Origin of the sequence: Staphylococcus arlettae, from assembly GCF_025560845.1 — a bacterium.
Lineage (GTDB): Bacteria > Bacillota > Bacilli > Staphylococcales > Staphylococcaceae > Staphylococcus > Staphylococcus arlettae.
On the sequence record NZ_CP094803.1, the window covers coordinates 324,800 to 339,773 of the forward strand.

At 36.0% G+C, this 14,974-nt stretch carries 10 protein-coding genes; 8 read left to right on the forward strand and 2 right to left on the reverse strand.

Annotated elements, in window-relative coordinates:
• Positions 1 to 4: 4 nt before the first annotated feature.
• From ppdK to MUA37_RS01490, 7 genes are all read left to right on the forward strand, one after another.
• Positions 5 to 2,641 (forward strand): pyruvate, phosphate dikinase, encoded by a 2,637-nt coding sequence (ppdK, locus tag MUA37_RS01460; protein ID WP_142019304.1) that lies wholly within the window; start codon positions 5 to 7, stop codon positions 2,639 to 2,641.
• Positions 2,631 to 3,449, forward strand: coding sequence for a pyruvate, water dikinase regulatory protein (locus tag MUA37_RS01465; RefSeq protein WP_142019305.1), 819 nt, complete (start codon positions 2,631 to 2,633; stop codon positions 3,447 to 3,449). Before ppdK ends, MUA37_RS01465 begins: the two co-directional genes overlap by 11 nt.
• A gap of 126 nt (positions 3,450 to 3,575) precedes the next feature.
• Positions 3,576 to 5,063: a cardiolipin synthase gene (cls, locus tag MUA37_RS01470; RefSeq protein ID WP_142019306.1), complete on the forward strand. Its 1,488-nt coding sequence runs from the start codon at positions 3,576 to 3,578 to the stop codon at positions 5,061 to 5,063.
• 192 nt (positions 5,064 to 5,255) lie between these two features.
• The gene (gene gabR, locus MUA37_RS01475; RefSeq protein ID WP_193325482.1) at positions 5,256 to 6,641 is read left to right on the forward strand and encodes a MocR-like transcriptional regulator GabR; all 1,386 of its coding nucleotides are present in this window, start codon (positions 5,256 to 5,258) and stop codon (positions 6,639 to 6,641) included.
• 203 nt (positions 6,642 to 6,844) lie between these two features.
• A complete protein-coding gene (gabT, locus tag MUA37_RS01480; RefSeq protein WP_262624763.1) occupies positions 6,845 to 8,158 on the forward strand; it encodes a 4-aminobutyrate--2-oxoglutarate transaminase in 1,314 nt (437 codons plus the stop codon).
• 93 nt (positions 8,159 to 8,251) lie between these two features.
• Positions 8,252 to 9,631, forward strand: a complete 1,380-nt coding sequence (locus tag MUA37_RS01485; RefSeq protein ID WP_316965028.1) for an NAD-dependent succinate-semialdehyde dehydrogenase — start codon at positions 8,252 to 8,254, stop codon at positions 9,629 to 9,631.
• 91 nt (positions 9,632 to 9,722) lie between these two features.
• Positions 9,723 to 11,102 (forward strand): APC family permease, encoded by a 1,380-nt coding sequence (locus MUA37_RS01490; RefSeq protein WP_262624764.1) that lies wholly within the window; start codon positions 9,723 to 9,725, stop codon positions 11,100 to 11,102.
• An 882-nt stretch (positions 11,103 to 11,984) separates the two neighbouring features.
• Here the strand turns inward: MUA37_RS01490 and MUA37_RS01495 are convergent.
• A complete protein-coding gene (locus MUA37_RS01495; protein WP_262615480.1) occupies positions 11,985 to 12,878 on the reverse strand; it encodes a fructose bisphosphate aldolase in 894 nt (297 codons plus the stop codon).
• Between the two features lie 152 nt (positions 12,879 to 13,030).
• Complete coding sequence (locus MUA37_RS01500) at positions 13,031 to 13,756, reverse strand: class I SAM-dependent methyltransferase (RefSeq protein WP_002509873.1); 726 nt, start codon at positions 13,754 to 13,756, stop codon at positions 13,031 to 13,033.
• Positions 13,757 to 13,966: 210 nt separating this feature from the next.
• On the opposite strand from MUA37_RS01500, the gene MUA37_RS01505 reads away from it, so the two are divergent.
• Entirely contained in the window at positions 13,967 to 14,950 is a 984-nt protein-coding gene (locus MUA37_RS01505; protein ID WP_262624765.1) for a Gfo/Idh/MocA family protein, read from the forward strand.
• Positions 14,951 to 14,974: the final 24 nt, after the last annotated feature.

Consider the following 14,974-nt stretch of genomic DNA (forward strand, 5'->3'; position numbering starts at 1 on the left):
TAGTATGACAAAATTAGTATATGCTTTTGATGAAGGACAAAAATCAATGAAAGATTTGTTGGGTGGTAAAGGGGCCAATTTAGCAGAGATGAAACGCATAGGTTTACCTGTACCTGATGGATTTACGATTACGACTCAAGCTTGCATTGAATATCTTGAGCACGGAAGTAAGTTATCTGAGGAAGTGGTAGCACAACTACAAACACAACTTGACTTATTTTCACAACGTACGAGTAAATCATTTTCATCAGATGAACAATTGTTACTTGTATCTGTGAGAAGTGGCGCCAAAATATCAATGCCTGGTATGATGGATACTATTTTGAACTTAGGATTAAATGATGACAATGTAAAAAAATTAGCGCGCAAAACCAATGATGAACGTTTTGCTTATGATTGTTACCGTCGACTGTTACAAATGTTCGGTGAAGTGGTCTATAATGTGCCAATGACAGCATTTGATGCATACTTTGATAAATATAAAACGGACCATGGCTATGACAATGATGCAGATATACCAGCTGAAGGTTTGAAAGAAATTTGCGAACACTACAAATCATTATATGTTGAAAAAGTTTATAAACCATTTCCTCAAGAACCAACAGTGCAATTAACAGAGGCTATCGAAGCTGTTTTTAAATCGTGGGACAATGATCGTGCACGTGTTTACAGACAGTTAAATGACATACCGTACGAAATAGGGACAGCAGTCAATATTCAAGAAATGGTCTTTGGTAATAGTGGGGAACGTAGTGGTACTGGGGTGGCATTCACACGTAATCCAGTAACGGGTGAAGCGAAATTGTTTGGAGAGTATTTATTAAATGCACAAGGCGAAGATGTGGTGGCAGGCATACGTACTCCTAAAGATATTGCTTCATTAGAAGAACAAATGCCACATGTACACCAACAATTTGTCAGCGTGTCACAACAGTTAGAACAACATTATCGAGATATGCAAGATATAGAATTTACAATCGAAAATGAGCAACTTTATATTTTACAAACACGCAATGGTAAACGAACGGCAAATGCTGCGGTAAATATTGCCGTCGACTTGGTCAATGAACAAGTGATAACAAAACAAGAAGCGCTGACTAAAGTTGAAGTGAAATCAATTGAGCAACTACTTCATCCAAATTTTGATGATGAAGCTTTAACAAAGGCAACTGTTATTTCAACAGTAGGATTGCCAGCCAGTCCTGGGGCTGCGAGTGGAAAGGTTGTCTTCTCGGCTGAAGAAGCAAAAGAACAACATGAACAAGGTGAAAAGGTTATTTTAATGCGACCAGAAACATCACCAGAAGATATTGAAGGTATGGTTGCCAGTGAAGCAATTGTGACAACGCATGGCGGTATGACTTCACACGCAGCAGTAGTTGCTAGAGGTATGGGCAAATGTTGTGTTACAGGCTGTGCAGATTTAGAAATTAATACAACGGAAAAAGTTGTTACATACCCTGGTGGTACACTAGCTGAAGGGGATATTATTTCAGTTGATGGTGCCAAAGGTGATATTTATGTAGGAAAAATAGCAACGATTACTGCTGAACACAGTGAAGCATTTGAACAATACATGACTTGGGCACAAGATATTGCACGTTTATCAGTACGTATGAATGCGGAAACGGTACCTGATATTATTGCGGGCTATCAATTTGGCGCTACAGGTATTGGTTTAGTGCGGACGGAGCATATGTTCTTTGCACCAGAACGATTAATTGAAATGCGTCGTTTTATTTTAGCGCATACACAAGAACAACGTATTACAGCTTTAAATACAATTGGTGGTTATCAAACGGAAGATTTTGAACAAATATTAAGACAATCTGGTGAAAAACCTACGATTATTCGACTACTAGACCCACCATTACATGAATTTTTACCACGTTCTGAGTCGGAAAAAGTGCAAGTGGCTGAACAGCTTGGTGTCACTGTGACAACACTTGATAAACATATTGAAAGCTTAAATGAAGTAAACCCGATGTTAGGACATAGAGGGTGTCGTTTAGCTATCACTTACCCAGAATTATATGTGATGCAAGCTGAGGCAATAATGAAAAGTGTAATACGCCTAAAAGAGGAAGGTATCGATACAAATCCAGAAATTATGATTCCGTTAGTGTCAACTGTTGAAGAATTTACTACATTGAAAACATTGATTACAGAACGTATTGAAGCATTAGCACAAGAAACAGGACAGGATTTACATTACTTGATTGGCACAATGATAGAAACACCAAGAGCATGTCTAATTGCAGCTGAGTTGGCAACAGTATCTGACTTCTTTAGTTTTGGGACGAATGATTTAACACAATTGACTTTTGGTTTTTCACGTGACGATTCAGGTAAGTTTATAAATGCTTATAGCAATCAAGGTATATTAGAACAAGATCCTTTCCAAACTATAGATAAATCTGGTGTAGGAGAATTAATTAAATTGGCTTCAGTGCAAGCAAAACAAGCGAATCCTAATATAAAAATTGGTGTGTGCGGAGAACTTGGGGGAGATGAGAAATCTATTCACTATTTCAATGATTTAGAAATTGATTATGTTTCTTGTTCACCATATAGAGTACCGGGAGCTATTTTAGCAACAGCACAAAGCGAAGTAGAAAGCGGGCGATTGAGTGTCAAATAATGTTCAAACAGCACAACTAAGTATTTTTGTCATTTCTGATTCTATTGGTGAGACAGCGCAACGTATGGTTCATGCTACATTATCACAATTTCCTGAATTGAACCAAGTCGCGATTAAAAAGTTTCCATTTATTCAAAGTAAAGAAGAGCTTATGAATATTTTAGAGTTGGCAGTTGCAGAACATGCAATCGTCATTACGACGCTGGTCAATCCTGAATTTAATGCACTCGGTAAACAATATACACAAGCACATCAATTACAATATATTGATTACATGACAGACTTAATTGATATGATTCAACAACGGACTGAGAGTCAACCGATTTTGAAAAGTGGCGCACTTCGCAAACTGGATGAACAATATTTTAAACGAATTGAAGCTATTGAATATTCAGTGAAATATGATGATGGAAAACACTTTACAGACATAGGTGAAGCGGATGCATTGATTTTAGGTGTGTCACGGACGTCTAAAACACCACTTAGTATGTATTTAGCGAATAAAGGATATAAAATAGCTAACATTCCGCTAGTGCCAGAGGTCGCTATTCCAGATGAAGTATTTAAAAATAAAAAATTAAAAGTATTTGGCTTAACTGCTAGTCCCAATTATATTATGAATATTCGTAATGAACGAGTAAGAGTGCTTGGTTTGAGTGGTCCTACGAATTATAATAGCGTTGAACGCATTAAAGAAGAATTGGCATATGCTGAAGAAATATTTCATAAATTGAACGCTGAAGTTATTAATACAGAATATCGTTCAATTGAAGAATCAGCATTTCATATTGAGCAATATTTAACATAAAAGGCGAAAAACAGTTGTAGTCACAAAAATTGCTACAACTGTTTTTTTTGCGTGATCTATAATGTTGTGTTTAGATAATAAAGGGTAATAACAATGATATAGCTTAGAGATGGCGAGGTGTTAGCAATGCAAATCATATTAGATCCAGGTATTAGTCCTATTTATAAAGGAATATTACTATTTTTCTTTGTGATTAATTTAGGATTAGCTTTTATTATTATATTTTTAGATCGTGACCGGCGTGACGCTACTGCTACGTGGGCATGGCTGTTATTATTATTTGTAATGCCAATTTTTGGTTTTATAATGTATATATTCTTAGGCAGAATGGTGAAGCAAAAACGAGCGCTAAGAAATAGTAAAGGTAAATTAATTGAAGATGATCAGCAACGTGTCAAGAAACAACTTGAAGAAGCAACAGATTATGTCGTAGATACGGAGCATAAAATTACCCAAAAACATTCTAATGTTGTGCATACTTTATTAACACGAGAACAATCATTTCTTAGTAATAATAATAAAGTTGATATATTTACTGATGGACGTAAGTTATTTGAACAAATGAAAGAAGATTTAAGAAATGCACAAACATACATTCATATGGAATATTATATTTTAAAGTTAGATGGTATTGGTAATGAAATCCTTGAAATATTGGAACAAAAAGCGAGTGAAGGATTAGAAGTTAAATTATTGTACGATGCAGTTGGTTCAAAGTCATTACATAAATCGCGATTTAAGCAATTTCAGCAAAACGGTGGACAAGTAGAGGCTTTCTTTAAAGCGGTAATTATACCTGTGAACTTTAGAATAAATAATCGAAATCACCGGAAAATATTAGTCATAGATGGTCACAAAGGTTATGTTGGTGGTTTTAATATCGGCGATGAGTATTTAGGAAAAGATAAACAAATTGGTTATTGGAGAGATACGCATTTAAGAATTCAAGGTGATGGTGTTGATGCATTACAACTTAGTTTTATAGAGGATTGGAATTCACAATCACGTCGAGAACAATTGGATTATAGTGATAAGTACTTTCCGAATAATGCTCAATCTGAAGGTAATGTGATGATGCAGCTCGCGCTAAGTGGACCTAATGATAATTGGCATCAAATAGAGTTTGGCTATTTAAGAATGATTATGAGTGCGAAAAAATCGATTTATATCCATACCCCGTATTTTGTTCCAGATCGAGGTTACATTAACGCTTTACGGATAGCTGCTAAATCAGGTGTAGAAGTCCATATGATTATACCGAATAAACCGGATCAACCATTAGTTCATTGGGCAACTTTAGCAAGTGTTGCTTTATTAATTGAAGACGGTGTCAATGTGTATACGTATGAGAATGGTTTTATTCACTCAAAAATGCTCTTGATTGATGATGAGGTAGCTAGTGTAGGATCTGCGAATATGGATGTACGTAGTTTTGAATTAAATTTCGAAGTAAATGCATTTATATATGATGAAACCATTACTCAGCAATTAAAAGCTGCTTTTAACGAAGATTTAAAAGTATCACAAAAATTAACGCAAGAACGCTATGAACAACGTTCAGGTTGGGTTAAATTCAAGCAATCAATTGCTAAATTAGCTTCGCCAATATTATAAAAATGCTAAGTATTAAACCTGAAAGCTGCAATTAATAATAGTTAAAGTTAACAGTACAGAAGAGATCCAGATGATAGAATCAACGTTTAGTCAATTGGTTACTGTCTCGTGGGTCTTTTTATTGTACGATAACAATTGTCGTAAGCGTAAAAATCGCTACAATGATAAGTAAGTCGGATAAGGAGGATACATATGCAAGAAAGTTCAGTGAATTACATTTATCGCCAACTGTATAATGACTTGAAGGATGATATTTTGGCATATAAATATGAAAGCCATGAAAAATTACCATCTAAAAGAGCAATGGCACAACACGCTAATATTAGTGTAAATAGTGTGAAGGCAGCATATGAGCAATTATTGGAAGAAGGCTATATTTATACCCAAGAGCGCAAAGGTTATTACATCGAACCTTTAGAACAATTAATTGTGAAACCACAAACTCAAATTCAATTGGAAGATTACTATAGAGAAGCAGCACCACAATATCAATATTCTTTTTCACATATGAGTACTAATATCGAAAACTTTCCGATGGAGACATGGTTAAAGTTACAAAAACAAGTGTTTAGACAATTTACGTCACGACTGTCTTCGATACCTGAGTTTAAAGGGCCTATGGAACTAAGACAAACTATTGCTAAATTGGTATCTTATAAACGTGGCATTCATTGTCATCCAGAACAAATTATTATTGGGTCTGGGACGAATGTACTACTCAAACAGTTGTTAGATGTAATGGAAGAAGATAGTAAAATTGCTGTAGAAAATCCTGGTTATTCCAGATTTAGAGATTTACTCAATCGATCACAAAAAGTAACCATTCCTGTATCGTTAGATAATAAAGGTATCTCAATAAAAGCTTTAAAAGCATTAAATCCCAATTTAGTAATTGTCACGCCGTCACACCAATTTCCCATGGGGACAATTATGCCGATTTCAAGACGTATCGATTTATTGAACTGGATGACACAAACGAATGGTTATATAGTAGAAGATGATTATGATAGTGAATTTAAGTATAATACTGACAATATCCCTTCTTTGTATAGTTTTGATAAAAGTGGACGGGTTATCTATTTAGGAACATTTTCAAAAACGTTGATGCCCGGCTTACGCTTAAGTTATATGATTTTACCAACATCGTTAGTCAAACGCTTTGAAACTACGAATCATAATGTAATTCCAGATTTTTCAATGCTGAACGCATTAACATTATACATGTTGATTAAAGATGGACATTATGAACGCTATATTAAAAAAATGCACCATATTTATGAAGAAAAAAGAATAAAGTTAATTAAGGCATTAAAAAAAGAATTTAAAGATAAAATTACTATTAAGGATACGAAAGCAGGCTTACATTTCATTGTTGAAGTGAAGACGAATTATAGTTACACGGAAATAGAAAGCCGTGCACGAGCATATCAAGTTGAATTATATACAATTAATAGGTTTGCGGTGGAACCTGTGACAGAAACAACAGCAAGCAAAACGCTGATTATCGGTTTTGCCAATATAGAATTAGCTACATTGAGTAAGGCGGTATCAACATTAAAAGACATTCTTATTGCTTAACTGGTACCATTCAATTTAGTTATCTGGTCCTTTACATCATACCAAGAATATTTTAAATTTTTAGAAAATAGATAAATTTCCAAAGGGGATATCCATCTGTTTGAGCAGTATAGCTTTAACGATAAGTATCGAAAAGATACTTCAGCAAAAATGTAACCGCTTTTTTATGGTTCATATTACAAACTGAAAACGGGGGTCTATGTATGACTAAAAATTTAACAGATTATCAAGCGCTAAGAGAAACATATGTGGCAAGAGGAGTAGGCAATGGTAACTTACACGTAGCAGATTATGCTAAAGGTGCAACTATTACTGATATTGAAGGTAATGAGTTTATTGATTTTGCGGGTGCTATCGGTACATTAAATGTAGGACATTCACATCCAGAAATTACAGCACATTTAAAAAATCAATTAGATAAATTTATTCATCCAGGTTTTAATGTCATTATGTATGAAAGTTATTTAAAATTGGCGGAAAAACTGGCACGCATTACACCGGGTAATTTTGCTAAAAAATCAGTACTATTGAACTCTGGTGCGGAAGCGGTAGAAAATGCTGTGAAAATTGCTAGAAAATATACAGATAGACAAGCAGTGGTTTCATTTGTAAGAGGATTTCACGGTCGTACAAACTTAACAATGTCAATGACTAGTAAGGTACGTCCATATAAACTTGGCTTCGGACCTTTTGCACCTGAAGTTTACCAAGCACCTTATCCTAACGTAGCAGAAAAAGCTGATAATGTATCGCAAGAAGATTTTGAAGCACAAGCGATTGCACGATTAGAAGACTTCTTTATTGAAACTGTAGATCCTGAAGAAGTAGCTTGCGTCGTTATGGAACCAGTACAAGGTGAAGGTGGTTTTATTATTCCGCCAAAATCATTTGTACAAGCAGTGAAAAAAATTTGTGAAGCGCATGGTATTGTTTTTGTAGCTGATGAAATCCAAACTGGTTTTGCACGTACGGGTAAATTATTTGCCATTGAACATTTTGATGTTGAGCCAGACTTAATGACTGTATCTAAATCTTTAGCAGCAGGTTTTCCTTTAAGCGGTGTCGTTGGTAAGGCTGAAATTGTCGATAGTGCAAACCCTGGAGAAATTGGTGGTACCTATGCAGGGAATCCATTGGCATGTGAAGCGGCGTTAAAAGTTATTGAAATCATTGAACAAGAACAGTTAAACGAAAAAGCAGAACAAATAGGACAAGCTATCGAAGATAAATTGAGTGCTTTAAGTACAACTCATCATTTTATACAACATACACGTAGATTAGGTGCAATGGTTGCTTTCGAAGTTATCGATCCTCAAACTGGTAAACCTGATAAAGCATTAACAGCTAACATTGTGAAGGTTGCCAATGAACAAGGCTTGTTATTGTTGTCTGCTGGAATTAAAGGTAACGTCATACGCTTCCTAACGCCGTTAGTGATTACAGATGAAGAACTTACACGAGGCTTTGATATTTTAACGGCAGCATTAAACGAAGTAACTTCAACACAACAGGTATAATATAAGTAAGACAGTATTGTGGCTTAAACGTATTGACAATTATCTGTTTCAATATCGAGCTTTACTGTTGAAATAATAAAGGGGGTCATTGTGATGACAAAATTAGAAGTAATTAATCCAGCAACAGAAGAAGTAATATCTACTTTAGATTATACGCCTGAAGTTGAAATCAATGCTCAAATAGATCGTGCTCAAGAGGCATTTCAATCGTGGAAAGCCGTAGATGCACATGAACGTGCGGCAACATTATATAAATGGGCGGAACTCATTGATAATAACATTGATGAATTAGCAGAGCTTATCACATTAGAAGGTGGCAAGCCGTATGCAGAAGCTAAAGGTGAAGTAACTTACGCCAATTCGTATGTGAAATGGTATGCCGAAGAAGCAAAGCGTGTATATGGCCGCACAATACCTGCCAATACGCCAGATAAAAAGATTCTCGTAGATAAATTTCCTATTGGTGTAGTAGGAGCTATTACACCATGGAATTTCCCTGCTGCTATGATTACACGTAAAATTGCGCCTGCAGTAGCGGCTGGTTGTACAATTATATGTAAGCCAGCTGTTCAAACGCCACTAACGACAATTAAGTTAATTGAATTAGCACATGACGCAGGTTTTCCAGAAGATGTTATTTCTTATGTCATTGCATCAGGTAGAGATGCAGGTGAGTTATTCACGAGTCATGAAGCCATTCGTAAAATAACATTTACCGGCTCTACACCAGTCGGCAAAAAATTAATTCAACAAGCGTCAGAATCGGTGAAAAATGCAACTATGGAATTAGGTGGTTTGGCACCATTTATTATTCATAGTGATGCCGATGTAGATGCAGCAGTAGAAGGTACGATTGCTTCTAAATTTAGAAATGCAGGCCAAACTTGTATTTGTGCTAACCGTATTTACGTTCATCAATCAATTGTAGATGAATTTACTGAAAAATTAACTGCTAAAGTGCATGAACTTAAAGTAGGTAATGGCATGGATGAAGGTGTGCAAGTTGGACCGTTAATTAATAACGATGCAGTTGCTAAAGTTTTAGATCAAGTGACAGACGCCTCAACAAAAGGTGCATCGATTTCACGTTCTCTTGATGACATGACAGCTTTAGGTGGTAATTTCTTACGACCAGTTGTGATAGCTCATGCGACTCAAGAAATGAAAGTAATGAACGAGGAAACATTTGGCCCATTAGCACCAGTTATGGCTTACGATGATATTGATGAAGTCATTCGCATCGCAAATGATACACCATTTGGCTTAGCTGCATACTTCTTTACGAATGATTATCGCACAGGATTAAAATTCTATAATGAATTAGAATATGGCGTTATTGGTTGGAATGACGGCGCGCCATCTGCAGCCCATGCACCATTTGGTGGTGTCAAAGAAAGTGGTTATGGTCGAGAAGGCGCATCTGAAGGTATAGAACCATATTTAGAAACTAAATATTTATCTATCAAACAATAATTTTGCACATTAACAAGCGTGTCAAACTATCACGTCGACACGCTTATTGTAATATATGATGATACAGAATTTAAAATAAGGGGTACGATATATGAAATCTCAGTTTAATAAAACAATGAATGTCGTAGATGTACTGTTTCTAGCTATAGGTGCAATGCTTGGTTGGGGATGGGTTGTACTGTCAGGCGAATGGGTTTCTACGGCTGGTTTTGTCGGTAGTATTATAGCATTTGTCATCGGTGGCATTCTGGTTATTGTAATAGGTTTGACATATGCTGAATTAGCCTCAGCGATACCTGAAACAGGTGGAGGATTTGTCTTTGTTAAAAAGGCTTTTGCTCCTGGTATTGCTTTTATTTCAGGGTGGTCTGTGCTATTTGGCTATGTATCAGTTATTACGTTTGAAGCAGTCGCTTTACCTACAGTTATAGACTATGTTATTCCATTTCAACATCAAGGATTACTGTGGAATGTTGCAGGCTGGGATGTGTACTTAACATGGGTACTCATCGGTTCGCTCGGTAGTATTATTTTAACTTCACTTAATTATTTTGGAGTGAAACCTGCAGCGGTATTGCAGACTGTTTTTACTATATTTATTGTAGCGGTAGGCTTGTTATTAGTAGGTGGTGCAGGCTTTAATGGCGATTTTAGTCAATTAAAACCATTTGAAAATGGTGCTGGTGGTACGTTGTCAGTATTAATGATGATTCCATTTTTATTCGTAGGTTTTGATGTTATTCCGCAAATTGCTGAAGAAGTAAAAGCACCAGCCAAAAAGATAGGAAGCATTTTAGTAGTTTCAATCATTGCTTCAGTTATTTTTTATTTGCTCATCGTCTTCGGTGTAGCCACAGGCTTAACACCGAAAGAATTGGCAACGAGTAGTTTAGCTACTGCTGATGCAATAGTAAATCTATTTGGCAGCGGTGGATTTGGTGTGTTACTTGTAATAGGTGGTGTTGCTGGTATCATCACGAGTTGGAACGCATTTATTATTGGTGGTAGCCGTATTTTATATGCTATGGCTAAAAATGGTATGATTTCTGAGTGGTTTGCTTATATTCACCCTAAATATAAAACACCTACGCACGGCATCCTATTTCTAGGTGTCTTAGCATTTGTAGCTCCCTTATTAGGTCGTCCAGCATTACAATGGATCGTCAATGCTGGTGGAATTGGGGTCGTGTTAGGTTACTTACTTGTAGCAATTTCTTTTGTGAAACTAAGAAAGTCTCAACCAGATTTAGTAAGACCGTATCGTATTAAAAATGGTATAGCGATAGGTGTGACTGCGATTGTATTAAGTATTGGTTTTATCTTAATATATATGCCAGGTATGCCATCCTCGTTATCATGGCCATCAGAATGGTTGATTGTGTTAGCGTGGTATGTCATTGCTGCGGTGTTATATTTCACGCAGAAAAGAAAAAATTCAGTTATTACTTATCAAGCTGAAAAAACAAATTAATATATCAACATACGAGTTAAAGTGAAACTCGCTAATAAAAAAGACTAATCCTTTTTCAAGGTTAGTCTCGTACTGTCAACAAAGTTACTGGCTTTGTTGGCAGTTTTTTTGTGCACGCTTTCCGCGGGCACTGCCTTAGCCTGTAGTCTTCGGCGAGTGCTCTTCCCGCAGGAGTCGGCCCAAAGCACTGCCAATACTATAGAAAAGTCTTTAGGAGAACTAATATTTAAAGTCTGTTTACCGTCAATAAAACAAAAGGGTACAGGTCAAATTTCTGGCTTTGTTGGCAGTTTTTTTGTGCACGCTTTCCGCGGGCACTGCCTCAGCCTGTAGTCTTTGGCGAGTGCTCTTCCCGCAGGAGTCGGCCCAAAGCACTGCCAATACTATAGAAAAGTCTTTAGGAGAACTAATATTTAAAGTCTGTTTACCGTCAATAAAACAAAAGGGTACAGAGCAAATTTCTGGCTTTGTTGGCAGTTTTTTGTGCACGCTTTCCGTGGGCACAGCCTCAGCCTGTAGTCTTCGGCGAGTGCTATGTCCACAGGAGTCGGCGCAAACCCCTGCTAATTATGATATTAAAAATCCACAAGGAATATCACTTAAGTTTTGTATGTGATTTACAAGAGGCAGAGACATTATTTATGCGACTTTTCCATAGATTGTCGATAAAGTATTCGACTTTGTGGGCAGTTTTTGCGCACGCTTTCCGTGGGCACAGCCATACAGCCCAGCCAAATACTATAGGTGAAGTTTGAGATATAGCACATTTTAGATACTGACAATATAAAAAGAGGATGGGACGCAATAATGATGTCCCATCCTCTTTTTTTAGTCTGTATAGAAATGGCTCGGTGAATATTACCTAGGAAATATTAAGTTCGCTTAGGCGTTTTTATTTACTGAAGCATCGTAAATCGATTCAATCGTTTCGCCTAAAATACGGTCGAATTCTTCGTCACTTTGATTTACATTTAAGTCACTAATTAAAGCACGTGAGAAGCTGGCAATTAATCCGTCATTGGCTTTAAGTAAATCGTTAGCTTCATCTCTACTATAACCACCAGATAATGCAACGACACGTACTACATTTTGATGATTAATTAATGTTTGATATTGATTTGGATTAGTAGGAATCGTTAATTTCAGCATGACTAACTGGTCATCATTTAACTTGTTTAATTCAGTTAAAATAGAGTCAGCTAAATATGCTTCGATATCAGCTTTATTTTCTGCGTTTATGTTTACTTCTGGTTCGATAATTGGTACTAAACCAGCAGCGATAATTTGTTTAGCGACGTCAAATTGTTGTTTAACGACTAAATCAATGCCGTCTTTATTTAATTCGAGAATGTTAGAACGCATCTTAGTTCCAAAAATGTTGCGTTCGTTTGCGCGACTTAATAAGCTATCTAGTTCTGGCATTGGTTTCATTAATTGAACACCATCTTTTTGTTCGTCTAACCCTTTATCGACTTTTAAGAATGGTACAATGCCTTTATCAGCTAGGTAATTACCTGTATATTTGCCATCAACGGTACGATCCATTGTTTGTTCGAATAAAATTGCTCCGACAATTTTGTCTGAAGTAAATGCAGGTGAAGCTACAATGCGCGTACGCATATCATGAACTAAATTGAACATTTCATCTTCACTATTGTATTGATCTTCAGTTACGCCATAGTCTTTAAGTGCTTTTGGTGTACTACCGCCACTTTGGTCTAACGCCGCAATAAAACCTTTTCCAGTTTTGATTTTTTCGAGTTGTTCTTTATTCATTACTTTCACTCCTTATATTTTATTCACTTCTAGTATGATAAAAAAATTCGAATAACGCAATTGTTATACTATACAGTTGTAAAAGAAAGCCCACGTTTAAAAAAAATTATAGTTATTTACGATGTAGTGTTCGGCAAGCATAGTTTCGCTATTTATTTGCGCACGCTTAGCATAAAGACAGGTGCTGGATTGTAAAAGGCATCTTGATGCTGATAAACACGTCCATGTACGGAAGTATCTGCAGTAATGTCTTCGTAACCTAACTCAAGTAATAATTGAAAGTCATAAGTAGGTCTAGGTTGTTTATTAATTGTTAAATTTTGTTTGATGGTCTCACTTTCTGTTAACATATCATCTCCGAGTTTTGCATGGGCATGGTCATTCGTGAAATCTTGATAAGATGTGAAGCTATCTTGGCCATAATTAGCATCGATATTGATTAAAATACCATCCTGTTTTAAGACACGCAGCCATTCTTGATATGCTGCTTTTGGATGTGGTAGTAACCACGTCACATTGCGTGCAATGACTACATCAAATGTTTGATTATCAAAGTTTAAAGATTCTGCATCCATAATTTGAAAATCTATAGTTTGTTGAAAACGAGCTGCGTTCTGTTGCGCAGAGTGAACCATCTCAGGAGATAAGTCAATACCGTTAACAGTTGCACCTTGTTGTGCGCATAAAATAGCTAAAAAGCCAGCGCCTGTACCAATATCTAAAATACGCATATTTGGACGAATCGTAATATAACGTGAAATTTCAGTTAACCATGATGTTGCATGGTCACTTTCCAATTCAGCTTGTTTATCTTCACTAAAAGTGGTGGCACGTTTATTCCAATAATCAATAATTTGTGTTTTGTTCGTTTGTGTCATATAACAACCTCATTAATATAAAATTTTAAGCTATGTAATGTGTAAAAGACGATTCTATTATAACAAATTGAAGTGTTCCAATGTTAATTGGTAACATGCATAAGCATATTTAGTTGCATTTTAGTAATGAATCATGAACTATAGAAAGTAAGCGCGTTACAAATTGTATTACTGTAACGATAAAATAAAACAAGGGTAGGAGATGCTGTCATGAAAATAGGGACAATTGGTACTGGTTTTATAGTCGATCGCTTTTTGTCAGCGATTGGTGAAATTGAAGACGTTAGTTGCGTTGCTATGTACACACGTAATTACGATAATGCTAAGGTGTTAGCGGACACTTACGGTATTGATACGATAGATACAAATATAGATGCTTTTTTTAATGATAATACTATAGATGTAATATATATTGCTTCACCTAATAGTTTGCATTATAAGTATGCAAGTGAAGCACTCAAACATGGTAAACATGTTATTTGTGAAAAACCATTAACATCAACAGTAAAAGAAGCAGAAGCACTTATCCAATTAGCACGTGACCAAAAACTAATGCTGTTTGAAGCCATAACGACGATACATTTACCCAACTATCAACTAGCAAAAGCGCAGTTACATAAATTAGGACATATTAAAATGATTCAATGTAATTACGGAAAATATTCAAGTAGATATGATGCCTTGTTACGTGGAGAGTCACCGAATGTTTTTAATCCTAAATTTTCTGGAGGGGCGCTAGCGGATATTAATATTTATAACTTACACTTTGTGCTCAGCCTCTTCGGAGAACCTCGAGACGTGCAATATATGGCAAATAAACATGCCAATGGTATTGATACTTCTGGTATATTAACCCTGCAATATGATGATTTTCTTGCCACGTGTGTTGGTTCTAAAGATACGAATGGTATAGATTTCATACAGATTCAAGGTGAAGAAGGATTTATGCATATAGAGAATGGTGCAAACGCTTTTGATAAAGTGACATTGCATCTTAAAGATGGTCAGTATGAGTTAAATAATCAACTCACAGACAATTTGCTATATTATGAGACTGTAAATTTTAAAGAGATTTATGATCAAGGCGATTATAAACAGTGCTATGACTTGTTAACACATTCACTAGCAGTGATGAGAACATTTGAGCAAGCGAGACAGACTGCTGGTATTGCTTTTGCGTCTGACCAACAATAGTATATTAGTACAAAAAAGCTGGAA